This window comes from Stenotrophomonas bentonitica, assembly GCF_013185915.1.
Taxonomy (GTDB): Bacteria; Pseudomonadota; Gammaproteobacteria; order Xanthomonadales; family Xanthomonadaceae; genus Stenotrophomonas; species Stenotrophomonas bentonitica.
In genome coordinates this window covers 331,570-351,014 of record NZ_JAAZUH010000002.1, presented here as the reverse complement: position 1 = coordinate 351,014, position 19,445 = coordinate 331,570, and the positions used below count along the sequence as shown (strand labels likewise).

Below are 19,445 nucleotides of genomic sequence, written 5' to 3'. Positions count from 1 at the left end.
GGATTACTGGTTCTTGGCAGCCAGGCGGGCAGCCTTGGCCTGCGCAGCGGCAGCCAGATCTTCCTTGATGCGGGCAGCCTTGCCTTCCAGGCCACGCAGGTAGTACAGCTTGCCGGCGCGGACCTTACCACGACGCTTCACTTCGACCGAGTCGATGATGGCGCTGTGGGTCTGGAAGACGCGCTCGACGCCGTAGCCGTGCGAGATCTTGCGGACGGTGAACGCGGAGTTCAGGCCGGCGTTCTTGGTACCGATGACAACGCCTTCGTACGCCTGGACGCGTTCGCGGTTGCCTTCCTTCACCTTCACGTTGACGACGACGGTGTCACCCTGGCTGAACTTCGGCAGCTCGCGCGTGATCTGGGCGGATTCGAAATCCGAGAGGATGGTCTTGTTCAGCTTGCTCATGGGTGCACCGATAGTGTTCGGGTGGTCGTGTCGTTTTGACAACGTGGGCTCATGCAGTCACCGGACTGTGCTGCACGTTTTTTGTTGGGTTTCCGGCATCCGGCCGGTTGAGGCCTGATGGGAATCCGCGATTCTAGCGTATCTGGGCGGCCGGCGCTACCGGGCCCCGTGCTCTGCCTTGGCCTGGTCGAGGAGCTTGCGGTCTGCCTTGGACAGGGTGGACTCGTCCAGCAGGTCCGGGCGGCGCAGCCAGGTCCGCAGCAGCGACTGCTGGCGGCGCCAGTTGGCAATGGCGGCGTGGTTGCCGGAGCGCAGCACGTCCGGGACATCGCCCCATTCATGGTGTGCCGGCTGGCTGAAGTGCGGGCAGTCCAGCAACCCCTGCGGGCCTTCGAAACTGTCCTGGGCGGCCGATTCGGCGTCGTTCAGGGCGCCTTCCTGCAGCCGGGTCACCGCGTCCACGATCACCGCCGCGCCCAGCTCACCGCCGGACAGGACGTAATCGCCGATCGAGATTTCCTCGGTCACTTCCGCGGCCAGGAACCGTTCGTCCACGCCTTCATAGCGGCCGCACAGCAGGATCATGCGCGGCAGCGCGGCCAGTTCGCGGACCTTGGCCTGGGTCAGCGGCCTGCCCTGCGGGCTCAGGTAGATCACCGGGGCCGGGGCCGGGTCCGCCGCCTTGGCCGCGGCCAGGCAGGCGCGCAGCGGCTCGATCAGCATCACCATGCCCGGGCCACCGCCGAACGGACGGTCGTCCACCCGGCGATAGTTGCCCTCGGCGTAGTCACGCGGATTCCAACCGTGCAGGTCGAGCAGGCCGCGTTCGGCCGCACGGCCGACCACGCCCAACGCGGCCGACTGCGCCATGAATTCCGGAAACAGGGTGATGACGTCAATGCGCATCGATCAGAACTCCGGGTCCCAATCGACGACGACCAGATTGGCCTCGAAATCCACCGACACCACGAAGTCCGGCTGCACGAACGGGATCATCCGCTCACGGTCGCCCTGCACCACCAGCACGTCGTTGGAGCCGGTCGAGAACAGGTGCGAGACCCGGCCCAGTTCGACGCCTTCAACGGTACGCACCTGCAGGCCTTCCAGGTCGACCCAGTAATACTCGTCGGCCTTCGGCGGCGGCAGTGCGCTGCGTGCTACATAGACTTCGGTTCCGAACATCGACTCGACCACGTCGCGGTCGGTGACATCGGGAAACACCGCCACAAGATGCTTGCCGGACTGGCGTCCACGCGCGCCCTTGAGGGTGCTCTCCTGGCCGGCGGGTGTACGCAGGATCCAGGGCTGATAGTTGAAGATGGCGGTACGCGGCTCGGTCCAGGACTCGAGCTTGATCTCGCCTCGCACACCAAAAGCGCCGACAATCCTGCCCAGCAGGATGCGGCGCTCGGTATCTTTCATCTGCGTATGCCGACGGGCCGCGCCAGGCGCGGCCCTTCAGGATCAGGCCGCGACGGCCTGGGCCTTGGTCGCTTCCTTGTACAGGTTGCGGACCTTGTCGGTCATCTGGGCGCCGTTGGCGACCCATGCGTCGACCTTCGGCAGGTCCAGCACGATGCGGGACTCGGCACCCTGGGCAACCGGGTTGTAGTAGCCGACGCGCTCGATGTTGCGGCCGTCGCGCGCGCTGCGCGAGTCGGTCACGATGATGTGGTAGAACGGACGCTTCTTGGCGCCGCCGCGGGTCAGTCGAATCTTGACCATGGTGGTATTTCCTCTATTGCCCAGTCGCCAGGATGGCGCGGTAAGCCGGCGATTATAGCGGCGGGGGCTGGGCATTCCAAGCCCGGGAAGATCGTCGAACCTGAATAGGGCCCTGCGGGACACACGTGGCGTGTCTCTACAGGGGGGTCCACGGCTGGGCGGCCAGGATTTCGGCTGCGCGCTGCGACAGCGCCTCCGATTCCGCGAACCGGTACCCGTCAATGCCCGCGATCGGCCAGACGCCGGTGGCGTTGAGGCCTATCGCCGCGTCGAACCCGCCCAGCTGATCCAATCCTACCGGCGCCAGCTGCGGTTCCCCGCCCCACCCCGCCTGCAGCAGCCGCTCGTGCGTGCCGCGCAGGGCCGGCGCCTGCGGCCACACCAGTTCGCCGCCGCGCGCAAACGCCACGTTCCAGGTGCTGCCTTCGCTGATCCTGCCCTTCGCGTCCACGAACAAGGCGTCATCGAAACCGTCCTGCATCGCCTGCCGACGGTGCTGGAACAGCGCGAACGTGCCCACGTGTTTCAGGTGCGGCAGGTCGCGCTGGTACACCACGCTGCGCACGCGCTTCGGCGTACCCGGCATGGATGCCGGCGCCGCCACGGATACCAGTACATCCACAGGCACCGCCTTCAGCGGCTGGCGGAAATCGAACGCGCGCGAGAACACGGTGACCCGTACCGACGCATCGGACACCCCTTCGGCCTGCAGCGCCGCCGCAATCCACGCCTGCACCTGGGTGCCATCCAGCGCGGTGCCGAACAATTCCTCCGTTCCCTGCCGCAGCCGGCGCAGATGCAGGTCCAGCCCCTGCACTGCGGCCCCACGCACCTGCAGCGAAGTGAAGTGGCCGTAATTGACCAGTGCAGCCGCGAGGTCCGCAGCAGTCGCAGGGTGCCCGTTGCAGTACACGCTCATCCGAGCAGCTCGCGGGCGTCGGCCCACATGTCCTGCAGTACGTCGGCCGCAGGGCGGTCCGGCGCCATCCAGGCCGACTGCCCTGCCCACGCCTGCATCGCATCGATGCGGTGTTCACGATTGGCCTGTGCGCGCATCGGCGCGGTCAGCCCGCGCTGCACCGGATACGGGCGCGGCGGCGGCGCGGCGGGATCGGCCGCAGCACGCACATAGGTCGTGGCCAGGCCACGACCGAGTCGGCCGCTGAAGGCGCGCGTGGGCCAGGTGTCTTCCGGTTCGGCCGCCGCCAGTGCCTGCGACCAGGCCGGATCGATCGCGCATTCGGGCGTGCGCAGGAACGCGGTACCGACTTGGACCGCGCTGGCGCCCAGCATCAAGGCCGCCGCCACGCCACGGCCGTCGGCGATGCCACCGGCGGCGATCACCGGCACCTGCAGGCGGTCCGCCAGGCGCGGCACCAGCGCGAACAGCCCGACCAGCTGTCGCTCGGCCGCGGCCGGGTCGAAAGCGCCACGGTGCCCACCGGCCTCGAAGCCCTGTGCGACCACCGCATCGGCACCGGCTGCTTCGGCGGCCAGGGCTTCGGCAAGCGTGGTGGCGCAGGCGAACCAGGCAATGCCGGCGTCCTTCAGGCGCTGTACCTGGACTGCGGAAAACACGCCCATGATGGTCGATGCCACCGCCGGGCGCGCCGCGATCAGCGCGTCGAACTGCGCATCGAAATCGGCCGGGCCGCCGTCGGCCGCCTCGGCTGGTACCTCCGGCCCCCACTGGGCGAGAAACGCGCGGCTGGCCGCTTCGGCAGCGACGTCGCGCAGCGGTGCGTCGTCGGGAATCCACACGTTGACCTGGGCCGGGCCACTGGACTGGGCGCGGAACGCGTCCATCCACGCCACGATGTCCTGAGGTTGCGAGAGCACTGCGCCCATTGCGCCCATGCTGCCGTGGTTGGCCAGTACAGCCGAAAGCGACACTGGGCAAGCGCCGGCCATCGGCGCCAAGAGGATCGGGGCCTGCAAAGAAAAACGCCGACAGAAACTGTCGGCGCGTTCGAGGATTCGCGGGTTCACCGGAACGGCAAACCGCCGCGGCCGCCCATGGCGCCCATCATGCCCTTCATGCTACGCATCATGCCCTTCATGCCGCCGCCGGCCATCTTGCTCATCATCTTTTCCATCTGCTGATACTGCTTCATCAGCTTGTTGACGTCGGCCGGGGTCAGGCCGGAACCGCGCGCGATGCGGGCACGGCGCGAGCCGTTGAGCAGGCCCGGGTTGCGGCGCTCCTTCTTGGTCATCGAATTGATGATGGCGATCATGCGCGGCACTTCCTTGCCCTGGCTGACCTGCTGCTTGAGATGCTCGGGGATCTGGCCCAGGCCCGGCAGCTTGTCCATCAGGCCGCCGATGCCGCCCATGTTCTGCATCTGCTCCAGCTGGTCGCGCATGTCGTTCAGGTCGAACTTCTTGCCCTTGGCGACCTTCTCGGCCAGCTTCTGCGCCTTGTCCTTGTCGACCTGCTGCTCGACCTGCTCCACCAGCGACAGCACGTCGCCCATGTCCAGGATGCGGCTGGCGATACGGTCCGGGTGGAACACGTCCAGGCCGTCCGGCTTTTCGCTGACACCGACGAACTTGATCGGCTTGCCGGTGATGTAGCGCACGCTCAGCGCGGCACCGCCACGGGCGTCACCGTCGGTCTTGGTCAGCACCACGCCGGTCAGCGGCAGCGCCTCGCCGAAGGCCTTGGCGGTGTTGGCCGCGTCCTGGCCTGTCATGGCGTCGACCACGAACAGGGTTTCGGCCGGGTTGACCGCCGCGTGCAGGGCCTTGATCTCGGCCATCATCGCGTCGTCGATGGCCAGGCGGCCGGCGGTATCGACCAGCAGCACGTCCACGAACGACTTGCGCGCGTCATCAATCGCCGCGCGCACGATGGCTTCGGGCTTCTGGTCGGCCGTGGACGGGAAGAACAGCACGCCCACCTGGTCGGCCAGGGTCTTGAGCTGCTCGATCGCGGCCGGACGGTAGACGTCGGCCGACACCACCATCACCTTCTTCTTGCGCTTGTCCTTCAGGTGCTTGGCCAGCTTGCCCACGGTGGTGGTCTTGCCCGCACCCTGCAGGCCGGCCATCAGGATGATCGCCGGGGCCGGCACGTTGAGGTTCAGGTCCGAGGCGGACGAGCCCATCACCGCGGTCAGCTCGTCGCGGACGATCTTGATCAGCGCCTGGCCGGGGGTCAGCGACTTGAGCACTTCCTGGCCGACCGCGCGCACCTTGATGCGCTCGACCAGCGCCTGCACGACCGGCAGGGCGACGTCGGCTTCCAGCAGCGCGATGCGGACCTCGCGGGTGGCCTCGCGGATGTTTTCCTCGGTGAGGCGACCGCGGCCACGCAGCCGCTCGATGGTGCCGGAGAGGCGCTGGGTCAGGGACTCGAACATGGAGGCAACCTGTTCAGAACGAAAGACAAAGAGAACCACAGTATAGCCGGTCGCCGGGCCGGGCCCGGGGCCGCGCGTTGTATGAGAAACTGACACGATGACAATCGTTCTCATCGCCACCCTGCTCTACCTGACCGCCACCGGCCTGCTGGTGCGCGCGGTGGTGCGCGATGACGCCGCCGCCTCCCCGGGCTGGCTGTGGCCGGCGATTCCGGCCATGGTCCTGCATGGCAGCTACCACGCGCTGGTGGCCTTCCGCACCAGCGGCGGGCCGGACATGCATTTCTTCGCGGCGCTGTCGCTGGTCGGGCTGGGCATGGCCTGGCTGACCTCGCTGGTGGCCGCGCGCGGGCGCATGGCGACGCTGGGCGTACTGGTGTTCCCGATGGCTGCGGTGCTGCTGTGCGCGTACCACGCCTATGGCCATGCGCCGAGCAAGCCGCTGGGCTGGCAGCTGGCCACGCACGCCTGGATGGCGCTGCTGGCCTACGCCACGCTGAGCGTGGCCGCACTGCTGGCGATCATGCTGTGGCTGCAGGAACGCGCCCTGCGCCGGCGCGACTTCCGGCCCTGGCTGCGTGCGCTGCCGCCGCTGGCGGACCTGGAGTCGCTGCTGTTCCGGGTGATCGGTGCGGGCTTCGCGCTGCTGACCCTGACCCTGGTCACCGGGGTGCTGTTCGTGGACGACCTGCTGGCGCAGAAGCTGGTGCACAAGACCGTGCTGAGCGTGCTGTCGTGGGTGGTGTTCGGCGTGCTGCTGGTCGGCCGCCGCCGCTATGGATGGCGCGGCGCCAAGGCCGTGCATTGGACGCTGACGGCGATGGCGCTGCTGTTGCTGGCGTTCTTTGGCAGCCAGTTTGCGATTGAGTTGGTTTTCAAGCGCGGGTAACGGGCCGCGTCAGATCGCGTCGATCGCTTCTGACAGGCGCTCTACTGCGATTACTTCCATGCCCTTTACGCTGCCGGTCTTCGGGGCGTTGGCCTTGGGCACGATGGCGCGCTTGAAGCCGTGGGTGGCCGCTTCGCGCAGGCGGTCTTCGCCGTTGGGGACCGGGCGGATCTCGCCGGACAGGCCGACTTCGCCGAAGGCAATCGTCTTCTCGGCCAGCGGCCGGTCCTGCAGCGAGGACAGCACCGCCAGCAGCACCGGCAGGTCCACGGCGGTTTCCTGCACGCGGATCCCGCCCACGACGTTCACGAACACATCCTGGTCGCCGACCAGCACGCCCCCGTGGCGATGCAGCACCGCCAGCAGCATGGCCAGCCGGTTCTGGTCCAGGCCCACCGCCACCCGGCGCGGGTTGGACAGCGGCGAGGCGTCCACCAGCGCCTGCACTTCGACCAGCAGCGGCCGGGTGCCCTCACGGGTGACCATCACGCAGCTGCCCGGCTGACGGGTGCTGCCGCCGGAGAGGAAGATCGCAGAAGGGTTGGACACTTCCTTCAGGCCCTTCTCGCCCATCGCGAACACGCCCAGCTCGTTGACCGCACCGAAGCGGTTCTTGAACGCGCGCAGCAGGCGGAAACGGCTGCCGCTCTCGCCTTCGAAGTACAGCACCGCGTCCACCATGTGCTCGAGCACGCGCGGGCCGGCAATGCCGCCCTCCTTGGTCACGTGGCCGACCAGGAACACGGCGGTGCCGGTTTCCTTGGCGAACCGCACCAGCCGCGCCGCACTCTCGCGCACCTGGCTGACCGAGCCCGGCGCGGCGGTGAGCGATTCGGTCCACAGCGTCTGCACCGAGTCGGCCACGATCAGCTTCGGCTTGGCCGCGCTCGCATGCTGCAGGATCGCCTCCACCTGGGTTTCGGCCAGCGCGTTGACGTTGTCCAGCGGGAGGTCCAACCGCACTGCGCGCCCGGCCACCTGCGACAGCGACTCCTCGCCGGTGATGTACAGCACCGGCAACCCGGCGGCCATCTTCGCCACCGCCTGCAGCAGCAGGGTCGACTTGCCGATGCCCGGGTCGCCGCCGACCAGCACCACCGCGCCTTCGACCAGGCCACCACCGAGCACGCGGTCGAACTCGCCGATGCCGGTGCTCACGCGCAGGTGCTCGGTCTGCTGCACGTCCTTGAGCGCCATGATCTTCGGCGCGTCGACCTTGCCGGCCCAGCCCGAGCGGCGCGCCGCCGGCGACTTGGCGGCGGTCGCACTTTCCAGCGTGATTTCGCTCAGCACGTTCCAGGCGCCGCACTCGGTGCACTGTCCCTGCCACTTGCTGTATTCCGCGCCGCATTCGGTGCACACGTAGGCGGTGAGCCGCTTGGCCATGTCAAATCCAATTCATCGTCTGTGCGGCAGGATAGCCGAGCCGCGTCGCAGCAACCGAGACGTGCGCCCAACCGCCGGCTGAATGCCCCCGCTCAACATTGTGCCGTCCCGGCCGATACCGTGGCGGGCGCCCGCGCCTTTCCTTCCCCATGTCCCCCCAGGCTTCTCCATGACCGGCAGCTACAGCCAGAGTCTCGTCGTTTTCGCGCTGCTGGTTGCCATCCTCGCCTCGTACACGGCGCTGGACATGGCCGGCCGGCTGGCCAGCACCGAAGGCCGCGTGGCCCGCTGGTGGCTCGCCGGTGGCGCCGCCGCCATGGGCCTGGGCATCTGGTCCATGCACTTCGTGGGCATGCTGGCCTTCCACCTGCCCATTCCGGTCGGCTACGACCTGGCCATCACCCTGTACTCGCTGGCAGCCTCGGTGGGTGCCTCGGCCTATGCGCTGTGGCTGGTGTCGCGCCCAGCTCTGCCATGGCCGCGCCTGATCGCCGGTGCGGTGCTGATGGGGCTGGGCATTGCCTGCATGCACTACCTGGGCATGGCGGCGATGCGCATGGAACCGGGCATCGAATACGACCCGTTGTGGTTCGCCGCCTCGCTGGTGATCGCGATTGTCGCCGCCGGCGCCGCGCTGTGGATCGCCTTCCGGCTGCGAACCGAACAGCGCCGCCCCACCCTGCTGCGCGGGCTGGCCTCGCTGGTGATGGGCCTGGCCATCGTGGGCATGCACTACACCGGCATGGCGGCGGCCAATTTTCCGGAAGGCAGCATCTGCGGGGCGGCCTACGCGGGCGGCCTGGACACCAAATGGCTGGCGGTGCTGGTCATCGTCACCACCCTGGGCACGCTGGGCATCGCGCTGATCGCCTCGCTGTTCGACCGCCAGATGCGCACCCGCACCGGCCTGCTGGCCGAGTCGCTGGCCCAGGCCAACGAGAAGCTCATGCAGGCCGCCCTGCACGACCCGCTGACCCAGCTGCCCAACCGCATGCTGCTGCAGGACCGGATCGAGCAGACCATCGAGAAGGCCAAGCGCCGCAATTTCAGCTTCGCGGTGATGTTCTGCGATCTGGACGGGTTCAAGGCGGTCAACGACGCCTACGGCCACCAGACCGGCGACAAGCTCCTGATCCAGGTCAGCGAGCGGGTGAAGGGGCTGCTTCGCGGCCACGACACCTTCGCGCGGCTGGGCGGCGACGAGTTCGTCATCGTGATCCAGCTGGACGTGCCGGAAGATGCGGCCGAAATTGCCGAGCGCATCATCGCCACGGTGGGCGAGCCGTTCGAGATCGACGGCGTGGAGCTGCAGGTCACCGCCAGCCTGGGCATTGCGATGTACCCGACCGACGCCACCACCGAGCGCGAGCTGATGGCGCACGCCGACGCGGCGATGTACCACACCAAGGATTCAGGCCGGAACGGGCATACCTTCTTCACCGAATCCATGCACGTCAGCGCCAACCGCCAGCTCAAGCTGCTGCAGGAGCTGCGCCGCGCGATGCAGCGCGACGAGATGGTGCTGCATTACCAGCCCAAGTTCCGTGCCGACGGTGGCGGCGTGATCGGCGCCGAAGCGCTGGTGCGCTGGCAACACCCGGGGCTGGGGCTGCTGGGGCCGGACACCTTCATTCCCATCGCCGAGCGCAGCGGCTTGATCCTGCAGCTGGGCGACTGGGTGCTGGACCAGGCCTGTGCGCAGCTGCGGCAGTGGCATGACGCCGGGCATCCGGACTGGTCGATGGCGGTGAACCTTTCGCCGCTCCAGTTCTCTTCCACCAACCTGCTTGAAACGGTGAAGAACACGCTGGAAAAGCATGCCTTGGCGCCGCACCACCTGACCCTGGAAGTCACCGAAACCACTGCGATGCAGGACGTGGAAGCGAGCCTGCAGATCCTGCATGGCCTGACCGACATGGGGGTGAAGATTTCCATCGACGACTTCGGCACCGGGTATTCCAGCCTGCTGTACCTCAAGCGCATGCCGGCCACCGAACTGAAGATCGACCGCGCGTTCGTGCGGGATCTGGAAGACAACGCGGAAGATGCGGCGATCGTGTCTTCCATCGTTGCGCTGGGCCGTTCGCTGCAGCTGCAGATCGTGGCCGAGGGCGTGGAGACCGCCGGGCAGCGCGCGTACCTCAATGAGCTGGGTTGCGACCTGCTGCAGGGGTATCACCTGGGCAGGCCGGTAGACGCCGAAGAGTTCCTGCGCAACGCGGCGTGATGCATGGAAATGGAGAGATGCGTCACCGGTAGGGTCGGTTCCCAAACGACCGCCGATAGCGATGCCAGGTTCGTTAACGCATGACCTCCAAACGAAGGCGCGTTTCCGTCACAGGTCATGCGTTACCGGACGTTGATGCGTTATCGGCGGTCGTTTGGGAACCGACCCTACCGATGCCTCATCTCATGCAATTACAAACAAAAAGGCCGCCCTTCCGGGCGGCCTTTCTGCTTGCGCGACATCCGAAGACGTCAATGCATCATGTGCACGTTCATATTGTGCATGACCCACAGCGTGCCGGCGACGATGATGCCGATCACCACGACGGTGAAGGCCGCCGCACTGACGTTCCAGCGCTGTTCCGACGAGCGGTTCAGGTGCAGGAAGAAGATCAGGTGCACGAAGATCTGCAGAATTGCCGCCACGATGATGATCACACCGGTGGTGAACACCGGCAGGCCGCCCTTCATCACGGCCCAGAACGGGATGATGGTGAGCACCGCCGCCAACAGGAAACCGACCAGGTACGACTTGACGCTGCCGTGGCTCTCGCCAGCGGCGCCGTGGCCGTGGTCGTGTGCGTGATTGTCATGTGCCATTACAGCGCTCCCTTCAGGTAGACGACGGAGAACACGCCGATCCAGATCAGGTCCAGGAAGTGCCAGAACAGGCTCAGGCACGCCATGCGGGTCTTGTTGGTCGGGGTCAGGCCGTTCTGCTTGATCTGGATGAACATGATCAGCAGCCACAGCAGGCCGGCGCTCACGTGCAGGCCGTGGGTGCCCACCAGCGCGAAGAACGCCGACAGGAAAGCACTGTGGTCCGGACCGAAGCCCTCATGGATGAGGTGGTTGAACTCCCACACTTCCATGACCATGAAGCCGAAGCCCAGCAGCCAGGTCAGGCCCAGCCACAGGTACATCTGGCCAACCTTGTGCTTGTGCAGCGCGATCATGCCCAGGCCGAAGGTCAGCGAGGACACCAGCAGCAGCGTGGTTTCCCACGCTACGAAGGTCAGGTCGAACAGGTCCTTCGGACCCGGGCCACCGTTGGTGCCGCCGGCCAGCACGATGTAGGTCGCGAACAGGCTGGCGAAGATGAGGCAGTCGCTCATCAGGTACACCCAGAAACCGAAGACGGTGTTCTCGCCGGTGTCGTGGTGCTCGTGGTCGTCGTGGCCATGGGCCGCCGCGTGTGCGGCGTGCCCGTGGTTCACGGTGTTGGCGATAGTGCTGCTCATGCCTGCAACTCCGATTTCACCAGACCCTGCGCCTGCAGGTGACGGCGGTGCTCAGTTTCGATGCGCTCCACTTCGGCAGCCGGCACGTAGTAATCCGTGTCCTTGTCGAAGGTGCGCCAGATGAAGGTACCGATCATGCCGACCAGGCCGATGATGGCCAGCCACCAGATGTGCCAGATCATCGCGAAGCCGAACACCAGGCTGAAGGCGCCGATCACCACACCGGTGCCGGTGTTGCGCGGCATGTGGATATCGGTGTACTTCGCCGGGCGTTCCCACGCCTCACCACGCTGCTTGCGCTCCCAGAAGTCGTCCAGTTCGGTGACCTTGGGCAGCGAACCGAAGTTGTAGAACGACGGCGGCGAAGAGGTTTCCCACTCCAGCGTACGGGCGTCCCACGGGTCGCCGGTCAGGTCGGCGGTCTTCTTGCGGTCGCGGATCGACACAGCGATCTGGATCACCTGGCACAGGATGCCGGCGCCGATGATCGCCGCACCGAAGGCAGCCACGATCAGGAACGGCTGGTATTCCGGGTTCGGGTAGCTCTGCATGCGACGGGTCATGCCCATGAAGCCGAGCACGTACAGCGGCATGAAGGCCACATAGAAGCCGATGAACCAGCACCAGAACGCAGCCTTGCCCCAGGTTTCATTGAGGCGGAAGCCGAACATCTTCGGCCACCAGTAGCTGATGCCCGCGAACATGCCGAACACCACGCCGCCGATGATCACGTTATGGAAGTGCGCGATCAGGAACAGGCTGTTGTGCAGCACGAAGTCGATGGCCGGAATGGCCAGCATCACGCCGGTCATGCCGCCGATGGTGAAGGTCACCATGAAGCCGATCGTCCACAGCACCGGGGTGGTGAACTGCACGCGACCGCGGAACATGGTGAACAGCCAGTTGAAGATCTTCACGCCGGTGGGAATGGAGATGATCATTGTCGTGATGCCGAAGAAGGCATTGACGTTGGCACCCGAACCCATGGTGAAGAAGTGGTGCAGCCACACGATGAAGGACAGCACGCCGATACAGGCAGTGGCGTACACCATGCCCTTGTAACCGAACAGCGCCTTGCGCGAGTAGGTCGCGATCACTTCCGAGAACACACCGAAGGCCGGCAGCACCAGGATATAGACTTCCGGGTGACCCCAGATCCAGATCAGGTTGATGTACAGCATGGCGTTGCCGCCACCGTCATTGGTAAAGAAGTGCGTGCCCAGGTAACGGTCCAGGGTCAGCAGCACCAGGGTGACGGTCAGCACCGGGAACGCAGCGATGATGAGCACGTTGGTGACCAGCGCGGTCCAGGTGAACACCGGCATGTGCATCAGCTTCATGCCCGGGGTACGCATCTTCAAGATGGTGATGAAGAAGTTGATACCGCTCAGTGTCGTACCCAGGCCTGCAACCTGCAGGCCCCAGATGTAGTAGTCGACACCTACCCCTGGGCTGTACTCCTTGCCCGACAACGGCGGGAAGGCCAGCCAACCGGTCTGCGCGAACTCACCGACACCCAGCGAGATCATCACCAGGCCCGCGCCCGCCACGAACAGCCAGAAGCTGAGCGAGTTGACGAACGGGAAGGCCACGTCGCGTGCGCCGATCTGCAGCGGCACCACCACGTTCATCAGGCCGGTGATCAGCGGCATCGCCACGAAGAAGATCATGATCACGCCGTGGGCGGTGAAGATCTGGTCGTAGTGATGCGGCGGCAGGAAGCCTTCGGCGCCATTGGCGGCGATGGCCTGCTGGGCACGCATCATGATGGCGTCGGCAAAGCCGCGCAGCAGCATGACGAAGGCGACGATGAGGTACATCACGCCGATCTTCTTGTGGTCGACCGAGGTGAACCACTCTTTCCAGAGGTAGCCCCACAGCTTGAACTTGGTGATGACCGCCAGCAGGAGCAGACCACCGATGCCCGCGCCTACCAGCGTGGTCATGATGATCGGGTCGTGCGGGATGTCAGCGAATGTCAGTTTACCCAACAGATTCATGCTTATTCTCCCGAGCCCGCGTGGCCGGCGTGACCGGCGGCGGCGTGCTCGTCTGCAGTGTGTTCGGCATGGTCGGCCGCGTCGGCACCTGCCGGAGCGGCAGCTGCGTCGTGGCCTTCATGGTCACCGGCCGGCATTTCATGGCCTTCGTGCGACATCGCCTTGTGGTCCATGCCGTAGTGCTGGTTGTTGCCCATGTGCTTGGCGATGACCCAGTCGAACAGGCCGGCTTCGCTGGTGCCGAAATAGGTCACCGGGTGCCAGTCGTGGTTCTTGTCGTCCACCAGGGCAGCAAAGGCGGTCTTGTCCAGCGTATTGGACTCGGCGCGTACTTTGGCCAGCCACTGCTGGTACTGCTCGTTGGTCACCGAATGCGCCGTGAAGTGCATCTTGCTGAAGCCCGCGCCGCTGTAGTGTGAGGACATGCCCGGGAACTCACCGATCTCGTTGGCGATCAGATGGAGCTTGGTCTCCATGCCGGTCATCGAGTAGATCATCGTGCCCAGCTGCGGGATGAAGAACGCATTCATCACCGAGTCGGACGTGATCTTGAAGTTCAGCGGGGTATCGACCGGGAAGGTGATCTCGTTGACCGTCGCGATGTTCTCTTCCGGATAGATGAACAACCACTTCCAGTCCAGCGAGATGGCTTCGATCACTACCGGCTTGGTGTCCGACTCGAGCGGTCGGTACGGGTCGAGCGAGTGCGAGGAGCGCCAGGTCAGCACTGCCAGCACCAGCACGATCATGCAGGGGATCGACCACACCACCACTTCGATGGCGGTGGAATGCGACCACTTCGGCTCGTAACGGGCCTTGGTGTTCGAGGCACGGTACTTCCAGGCGAAGGCGAGGGTCATGATGATGACCGGCACGACCACCAGCAGCATGAGCACGGTAGCCGTGATCAGCAGCGTCTTCTGGTCATGGCCGATCTGGCCCTTCGGGTCGAGAATGGCCGAGCTGCAGCCCGTCAGGAACACGGACAAAGCCAACAGCAGGCCCGGGCGCAACCAGCGCCCAAGGGGTTTCAACGGAATCATCGGTCGATCCAATTGCGTAGGGAATGCCATCTCAAGCGCGCCCCGCCAGCCAAAGGCAGGTGTACCGGTCCCAAGGGGCGGCACGGAGGACGTACATGTCAGCCCCCTGATTTTATGCCGTTATGCACCATTTAAGAAGTCCATTGACAATGATCCAGCGCAGGAAGAGGCCTGAATTGGCTGCGACACGTTGTCGCACTGCGCGGGCAAGTGACGAATTCGGCAATCCTGCGCACATGTATAGACATGAATGACGGCGGGGCGTCGGCGTGGCCCGGTCGGCGTTGCGTCCCGCCCTGGCTACCTACCGGGTAGAGCCGGGCTCTGCCCGGCTGAACGACCGACGCAACCCTCACCGAGCCTGCGCCTTTCACGACACCACCCAAACCGATCCACGTCGAGGCTGTCGCCACGGCCGCCACCCCCAATTGTGCCCACGGTCACACCCCAAAGCACCATTTCACGCGCTGCACGGGTCAGTCACGTCAATCAGTAGGCACAGCCTATCGAAATCGAAAATTCAACAGAAACAATCACTTTGCCTCGTCGGGCAGATCTGCCGAAGGTCGGCCCCGGAGCTCAAAACTCCGCAAGTCGAAACTAGTGGTGTCCCATGTCGGGAGGGCGGCTAATACAAGACCCTTCACGGGGAATATGCCCGCCGTATGACTTGCACGGTTTTGACCTCCCGACGCCCTCGCCCTAAACGGCGAGGGCCATTCCCTTGATGGAGGCAAACACATGACGCTCGCTCCGGACCAGTCGCCCCTAGAACCGCCTACCCCGCCGTTGCCACTGCTGCCCCGCTACCGGCCCCGCTACGCCCACAACATCCGCGCCGTGCCGCAGATCGACGAGCACTGCCGCGACGAGTTCGGCCCCCTCCCCCTGATCACCCTGAGCGGTGCCTGGATGCGGACCTTCGGCTTCGCCGTCGGCGCACAGGTGCGGATAGAAGCCTTCCAGGGCCGGATTGTCATCACACCGTTATGGAACGGCGAGCCCCTTGGGCTCGTGAATGGCGAGCCCGAAAAACCCGCCGTCCGTTACACCGGCGTGGAAGACCGGGAGGCAAAAGCTGCGTAGGCAGTCGCCCTCCTACTCCCAAGTGGATGCCAATGGCTACTCGGATGATCCAGAGAACCGTCGCCGTCGCCCCGATCGCGACGACGCCCTCAAGCGGGCTCGCGAAAATACCGCATACACCGAACCTCTGCGCCAAGGCATGCGGGATGCACGTGCTGATCCCCGTCCGGCCTTGTCCAGGGAAGAAGCTGCGCGGCACATGGATCAGGTTAAGGCCGGCCTGCAGGCACGCCTCGACGCCGCCTTCGCGGGCAAGAAGGACGCGACTGAGTGACGGTCATTCCAAAGCTGCCTAAGCAGCCGACACCCTGTTACTGCACTCCACTCCATTGGCGAAGTCGGCCAGGTTGCCCAAGGTGATGCTGCAGATTTCCTGCAGCGCCTCGACCGTGAAGAAACCCTGGTGACCGGTCACCAGCACGTTCGGGAACGTCATCAGGCGCTGGAACAGGTCATCGTCGATGATCTCGCCCGAGAGGTCCTGAAAGAACAGCGCGCTTTCCTGCTCGTACACATCAATGGCCAGGTGCCCGAGGTGGCGTGACTTCAGTGCGCGCACCACCGCATCGGTATTCACCAGCCCACCGCGCGAGGTGTTCACCAGCATCGCGCCGGGCTTCATCCGCGCCAGCGATTCCTCGTTGATGAGGTGATGGGTCTCCGGGGTCAGCGGGCAATGCAGCGAGACGATGTCCGCGCGGGTCAGCAGCTCCTCCAGCGCCACCGCTTCGCCAATCTGTGCAAACGCGGGCGACGGGTACGGATCGAACCCCAGTACCGTGCAGCCCAAGCCCTTCATGATGCGCGCAGTAGCCAGCCCGATCTTGCCGGTGCCCACGATGCCCACAGTCCGGCCATGCAGGGTGCGGCCCAGCAGCCCGTCCAGCATGAAGTTGCCCTCTCGCACGCGGTTGTAGGCTCGATGGGTCTGCCGGTTGAGCGTCATGATCAGCGCCGCCGCATGCTCGGCCACCGCCTCAGGCGAGTACGCCGGCACCCGCGCCACGAACAGGCCCAGCTGCTCGGCCGCCGCAACGTCCACATTATTGAAGCCCGCGCAGCGCAGCAGCACCGCACGCACGCCCAGGGTATGCAGGGCGCGCAGCACCGGTGCATCCAGGCGGTCGTTAACGAATACGCAGACGGCCTGGCAATCCTGCGCCAGCGTGGCAGTTGCCAGGTCCAGGCCCACATCGAAGTACTCGAACGTGAAGGCATCTGCCGTACCCCTCTGCTGGTTGGCAGCTTCCAGGAAATGGCGGTCGTAAGGGCGGGCACTGAAAACTGCAGTCTTCATGACAAGGCCTTGGGGGAGCGTGTCCTGACGGTAACGCATTCAGGCCATCTCCAGTACAACTACGCAGCGCATGCCAGTAGTCCTTCGGATGCCAAGCCCCGGCCGGCATTCCACTCTGGGAGCATCCATCGGAGGCAATCCCCATGAGTTCCAAAAGCGCGGCCAAACCCAACATCGTGGTGATTTGGGGCGACGACATCGGCATCAGCAACCTCAGCTGTTACACCGATGGGTTGATGGGCTACCGCACGCCCAACGTCGACCGGCTCGCCCGTGAGGGCATGCGCTTCACCGACGCCTACGGCGAGCAGAGCTGCACCGCCGGCCGCGCCTCCTTCATCACCGGGCAGAGCGGCTTCCGCACCGGGCTGACCAAGGTCGGCATTCCCGGCTCGCCGGTCGGCCTGCAGGCCGAGGACGTGACCATCGCCGAACTGCTCAAGGAACAGGGCTACGCCACCGGCCAGTTCGGCAAGAACCACCTTGGCGACCAGAACCGGTTCCTGCCCACGGTCCACGGTTTCGACGAGTTCTACGGCAACCTTTACCACCTCAATGCCGAAGAGGAGCCGGAACTGCCGGATTACCCTAAGGACCCGGAGTTCTTCAAGAAGCTCGGGCCGCGCGGCGTGCTGCGCAGCTTCGCCAGCGACAAGGACGACAGCACGGAAGAGCCGCGCTGGGGCCGCATCGGCAAGCAGCGTATCGAAGACACCGGCCCACTGACCAAGTTGCGCATGGAAACCTGCGACGATGATTTCGCGGACTGCGCGGTCGACTTCATCAAGCGCCAGCACGCGGCCGGCAAACCGTTCTTCACCTGGGTGTGCTTCACCCACATGCACCTGCGCACGCACACCAAGCCGGAAAGCATTGGCCAGGCCGGCGAAGACCAGTCGCGTTATCACGACACCATGATCGACCACGACAAGAACGTGGGCACCGTGCTGGACGTGCTGGACGAGCTGGGCATCACCGAAAACACCATCGTGATCTACTCCACCGACAACGGCCCGCACATGAACACCTGGCCGGACGGTGCGATGACCCCGTTCCGCAACGAGAAGGACACCAACTGGGAAGGCGCGTTCCGCATTCCGCTGGTGGTGCGCTGGCCCAACCAGGTGCCGGCCGGGGTGGTGAGCAACGACATCGTGCAGCACCACGACTGGCTGCCGACCTTCCTCGCGGCGGCGGGCGAGCCGAAAATCGTCGACAAGTTGAAGAAGGGCCACAAGATTGGCGATACCACCTACAAGGTGCATATCGACGGCTATGACCTGACCGACTTCCTGACCAAGGAGGGTGTGCCCAGCCCGCGCAAGGGCCTGGTCTACTTTGACGACGACGGCAACCTGGTCGCGCTGCGTGCAGGCAACTGGAAGCTGGTCTTCATGGAACAGCGCGTACCGGGCACGATGCGGATCTGGGCCGAGCCGCTGGTGGTACTGCGCATACCCAAGCTCTTCAACCTGCGCACCGACCCGTACGAACGGGCGGACATCACCTCCAACACCTACTACGACTGGTTCATCGACCACGTGCCGCAGATCAACCTCGGCCTGGCGGTGGTGCAGCCGTTCCTGGACTCGTTCAAGGAGTTCCCGCCGCGCCAGAAGGCGGCTTCCTTCACCCTAGACCAGGCAATGGAGAAGATTGTCGATGCCACCTCCGGGGGGCGTTGAATCAGGACGCTTCCGTCGTGTTTTCTGCACCTTCCGCGGCCGCGACAGCCTTCCGATAGGCTTGAACGGCCGCGTTTATCCTGTTTCGCTCAGCGTGTATGTCTGCCAGAACTTCGTCGAAGTTTGGCAGTGACACGCTGAGCATTCCAGCTGCCAGGCTCAGATACAGGCGCGGTTCTCGTAACGGGTCAGGGCGCTCGACATCCAGGAGGGCATCCTCGCCTTGTTCGCGGACAACATGCGGAACGCATCAGCCGGCATTTGACGGGCCAGCTGGGCGAAGGTCCGTTCACTGACCTCTGACTTGCCCAGATACCACAACGCAGACATGGCTGGGCCGGCCTCGGTACCGGCCAAGGCCAGCTTCCGCGGCGAGACATGCTTGAGGGTCAGGCGGAGCCTGCCCAACTTCAGGCGGCGCGACGACCCCGACGTGAGGTACACCGGCTGAGTGGGCATCTGGGTAGAGAAGCCAAAACGGCGAGCAGCTTCAGCGCCTTGGATCTCGATGGTCGCGTTTTCCGCTTTAGCAATGGCATGTGCCACCTGTTCCGCCGTCGGCTTGGCGTTGAAGCCGAACGCGGTTGGGCGCGGGCGCACATACACACCACGTCCCACGCGCTCAATGTCGCCTTCCTTGGTCAGGCGCATGAGGGTCTGGTCGATGGCCGCGCGAGAGCCCAGCCCAACAAACAGAACCGGGGTGAAGGGCTCATTGCGCGGCAGCGAGGCGATCTTCTGGCGGATGGACTTGGACGCGGTCATGGCAGGAAGGATCGTTCGGATTGTTAGATATTTCTTTCACATATCTAACAAAAAGTAGCGTGGGGATACCTCTGGCCGACCAAAGGCCCATCAAAGGCGTCACATTGATAATTTATCGTTACTGCCGGAAATGGTTCATCGATCAGCGGCCTCAGATCAGTTTGGGCATCGCAGTCGCGCACCGACCCAAGAAACAGTCGAGGAACTCTCACCACGCTAAAAGGTTCCCACCTCCACCCAGGACCATGCGCTGGAGAAAATCGCCGAGGCTACCCCGGTGGGGGCGTTGAACCCGGCCGCTGACGGCCCCATGATCGAAGACAGACCCC

Annotated in this window: 18 protein-coding genes; 4 read left to right on the top strand and 14 right to left on the bottom strand. The window is 65.0% G+C overall.

Annotation, left to right across the window (positions count from 1 at the left end):
* Positions 1-3: 3 nt before the first annotated feature.
* From rplS to ffh, 7 genes are all read right to left on the bottom strand, one after another.
* A complete protein-coding gene (gene rplS, locus HGB51_RS12685) occupies positions 4-408 on the bottom strand; it encodes a 50S ribosomal protein L19 (protein WP_070209559.1) in 405 nt (134 codons plus the stop codon).
* A gap of 156 nt (positions 409-564) precedes the next feature.
* The gene (trmD, locus tag HGB51_RS12680; protein WP_171966846.1) at positions 565-1,314 is read right to left on the bottom strand and encodes a tRNA (guanosine(37)-N1)-methyltransferase TrmD; all 750 of its coding nucleotides are present in this window, start codon (positions 1,312-1,314) and stop codon (positions 565-567) included.
* A 3-nt stretch (positions 1,315-1,317) separates the two neighbouring features.
* Complete coding sequence (gene rimM / locus HGB51_RS12675) at positions 1,318-1,830, bottom strand: ribosome maturation factor RimM (protein ID WP_070208353.1); 513 nt, start codon at positions 1,828-1,830, stop codon at positions 1,318-1,320.
* 42 nt (positions 1,831-1,872) lie between these two features.
* Positions 1,873-2,133: a 30S ribosomal protein S16 gene (rpsP, locus tag HGB51_RS12670; RefSeq protein ID WP_070208354.1), complete on the bottom strand. Its 261-nt coding sequence runs from the start codon at positions 2,131-2,133 to the stop codon at positions 1,873-1,875.
* 136 nt (positions 2,134-2,269) lie between these two features.
* Positions 2,270-3,052, bottom strand: coding sequence for an aminotransferase class IV family protein (locus HGB51_RS12665; RefSeq protein ID WP_070208355.1), 783 nt, complete (start codon positions 3,050-3,052; stop codon positions 2,270-2,272).
* Positions 3,049-4,044, bottom strand: coding sequence for an NAD(P)H-dependent flavin oxidoreductase (locus tag HGB51_RS12660; RefSeq protein WP_246233580.1), 996 nt, complete (start codon positions 4,042-4,044; stop codon positions 3,049-3,051). The genes HGB51_RS12665 and HGB51_RS12660 overlap by 4 nt, the downstream gene beginning before the upstream one ends.
* Positions 4,045-4,118: 74 nt before the next feature.
* Positions 4,119-5,498, bottom strand: a complete 1,380-nt coding sequence (gene ffh, locus HGB51_RS12655) for a signal recognition particle protein (RefSeq protein ID WP_070208357.1) — start codon at positions 5,496-5,498, stop codon at positions 4,119-4,121.
* A gap of 97 nt (positions 5,499-5,595) precedes the next feature.
* On the opposite strand from ffh, the gene HGB51_RS12650 reads away from it, so the two are divergent.
* Complete coding sequence (locus HGB51_RS12650) at positions 5,596-6,387, top strand: cytochrome C assembly family protein (protein ID WP_070208358.1); 792 nt, start codon at positions 5,596-5,598, stop codon at positions 6,385-6,387.
* 9 nt (positions 6,388-6,396) lie between these two features.
* On the opposite strand, the gene radA is transcribed toward HGB51_RS12650, so the two are convergent.
* Positions 6,397-7,773, bottom strand: coding sequence for a DNA repair protein RadA (gene radA / locus HGB51_RS12645; RefSeq protein WP_070208359.1), 1,377 nt, complete (start codon positions 7,771-7,773; stop codon positions 6,397-6,399).
* A gap of 169 nt (positions 7,774-7,942) precedes the next feature.
* Between radA and HGB51_RS12640 the strand changes: the two genes are divergently transcribed.
* On the top strand, positions 7,943-10,000 hold the full coding sequence (locus HGB51_RS12640) for a putative bifunctional diguanylate cyclase/phosphodiesterase (protein WP_070208360.1): 2,058 nt from the start codon (positions 7,943-7,945) through the stop codon (positions 9,998-10,000).
* A gap of 251 nt (positions 10,001-10,251) precedes the next feature.
* Here HGB51_RS12640 and cyoD read toward each other — a convergent pair whose 3' ends face one another.
* Genes cyoD through cyoA form a run of 4 tightly spaced genes read right to left on the bottom strand, consistent with a single transcriptional unit; the run spans position 10,252 to position 14,283 of the window.
* Complete coding sequence (cyoD, locus tag HGB51_RS12635) at positions 10,252-10,599, bottom strand: cytochrome o ubiquinol oxidase subunit IV (protein WP_070208361.1); 348 nt, start codon at positions 10,597-10,599, stop codon at positions 10,252-10,254.
* Entirely contained in the window at positions 10,599-11,240 is a 642-nt protein-coding gene (gene cyoC / locus HGB51_RS12630; RefSeq protein WP_070208362.1) for a cytochrome o ubiquinol oxidase subunit III, read from the bottom strand. The genes cyoD and cyoC overlap by 1 nt, the downstream gene beginning before the upstream one ends.
* Positions 11,237-13,234 (bottom strand): cytochrome o ubiquinol oxidase subunit I, encoded by a 1,998-nt coding sequence (gene cyoB, locus HGB51_RS12625; protein ID WP_070208376.1) that lies wholly within the window; start codon positions 13,232-13,234, stop codon positions 11,237-11,239. Before cyoB ends, cyoC begins: the two co-directional genes overlap by 4 nt.
* An 8-nt stretch (positions 13,235-13,242) precedes the next feature.
* Complete coding sequence (gene cyoA, locus HGB51_RS12620) at positions 13,243-14,283, bottom strand: ubiquinol oxidase subunit II (protein ID WP_070208363.1); 1,041 nt, start codon at positions 14,281-14,283, stop codon at positions 13,243-13,245.
* 741 nt (positions 14,284-15,024) lie between these two features.
* Here cyoA and HGB51_RS12615 point away from each other — a divergent pair.
* Positions 15,025-15,369, top strand: a complete 345-nt coding sequence (locus tag HGB51_RS12615) for a SymE family type I addiction module toxin (protein ID WP_070208364.1) — start codon at positions 15,025-15,027, stop codon at positions 15,367-15,369.
* A gap of 292 nt (positions 15,370-15,661) precedes the next feature.
* Here HGB51_RS12615 and HGB51_RS12610 read toward each other — a convergent pair whose 3' ends face one another.
* A complete protein-coding gene (locus HGB51_RS12610) occupies positions 15,662-16,666 on the bottom strand; it encodes a 2-hydroxyacid dehydrogenase (RefSeq protein ID WP_070208365.1) in 1,005 nt (334 codons plus the stop codon).
* A 143-nt stretch (positions 16,667-16,809) separates the two neighbouring features.
* Between HGB51_RS12610 and HGB51_RS12605 the strand changes: the two genes are divergently transcribed.
* Positions 16,810-18,351, top strand: coding sequence for an arylsulfatase (locus HGB51_RS12605; RefSeq protein ID WP_070208366.1), 1,542 nt, complete (start codon positions 16,810-16,812; stop codon positions 18,349-18,351).
* Positions 18,352-18,510: 159 nt separating this feature from the next.
* Here the strand turns inward: HGB51_RS12605 and HGB51_RS12600 are convergent, their stop codons facing one another.
* Complete coding sequence (locus HGB51_RS12600; RefSeq protein WP_070208367.1) at positions 18,511-19,116, bottom strand: DUF6088 family protein; 606 nt, start codon at positions 19,114-19,116, stop codon at positions 18,511-18,513.
* Positions 19,117-19,445: the final 329 nt, after the last annotated feature.

Bases quoted from the DNA above. Each gene is read 5' to 3' on its own strand.
- HGB51_RS12660 (WP_246233580.1), bottom strand. From the start codon at position 4,044: ATGGCCGGCGCTTGCCCAGTGTCGCTTTCGGCTGTACTGGCCAACCAC.
- HGB51_RS12665 (WP_070208355.1), bottom strand. From the start codon at position 3,052: ATGAGCGTGTACTGCAACGGGCACCCTGCGACTGCTGCGGACCTCGCG.
- rpsP (WP_070208354.1), bottom strand. From the start codon at position 2,133: ATGGTCAAGATTCGACTGACCCGCGGCGGCGCCAAGAAGCGTCCGTTC.
- cyoD (WP_070208361.1), bottom strand. From the start codon at position 10,599: ATGGCACATGACAATCACGCACACGACCACGGCCACGGCGCCGCTGGC.
- HGB51_RS12610 (WP_070208365.1), bottom strand. From the start codon at position 16,666: ATGAAGACTGCAGTTTTCAGTGCCCGCCCTTACGACCGCCATTTCCTG.
- cyoA (WP_070208363.1), bottom strand. From the start codon at position 14,283: ATGATTCCGTTGAAACCCCTTGGGCGCTGGTTGCGCCCGGGCCTGCTG.
- trmD (WP_171966846.1), bottom strand. From the start codon at position 1,314: ATGCGCATTGACGTCATCACCCTGTTTCCGGAATTCATGGCGCAGTCG.
- ffh (WP_070208357.1), bottom strand. From the start codon at position 5,498: ATGTTCGAGTCCCTGACCCAGCGCCTCTCCGGCACCATCGAGCGGCTG.
- cyoC (WP_070208362.1), bottom strand. From the start codon at position 11,240: ATGAGCAGCACTATCGCCAACACCGTGAACCACGGGCACGCCGCACAC.
- HGB51_RS12600 (WP_070208367.1), bottom strand. From the start codon at position 19,116: ATGACCGCGTCCAAGTCCATCCGCCAGAAGATCGCCTCGCTGCCGCGC.
- HGB51_RS12640 (WP_070208360.1), top strand. From the start codon at position 7,943: ATGACCGGCAGCTACAGCCAGAGTCTCGTCGTTTTCGCGCTGCTGGTT.
- HGB51_RS12615 (WP_070208364.1), top strand. From the start codon at position 15,025: ATGACGCTCGCTCCGGACCAGTCGCCCCTAGAACCGCCTACCCCGCCG.
- radA (WP_070208359.1), bottom strand. From the start codon at position 7,773: ATGGCCAAGCGGCTCACCGCCTACGTGTGCACCGAATGCGGCGCGGAA.
- HGB51_RS12605 (WP_070208366.1), top strand. From the start codon at position 16,810: ATGAGTTCCAAAAGCGCGGCCAAACCCAACATCGTGGTGATTTGGGGC.
- HGB51_RS12650 (WP_070208358.1), top strand. From the start codon at position 5,596: ATGACAATCGTTCTCATCGCCACCCTGCTCTACCTGACCGCCACCGGC.
- rimM (WP_070208353.1), bottom strand. From the start codon at position 1,830: ATGAAAGATACCGAGCGCCGCATCCTGCTGGGCAGGATTGTCGGCGCT.
- rplS (WP_070209559.1), bottom strand. From the start codon at position 408: ATGAGCAAGCTGAACAAGACCATCCTCTCGGATTTCGAATCCGCCCAG.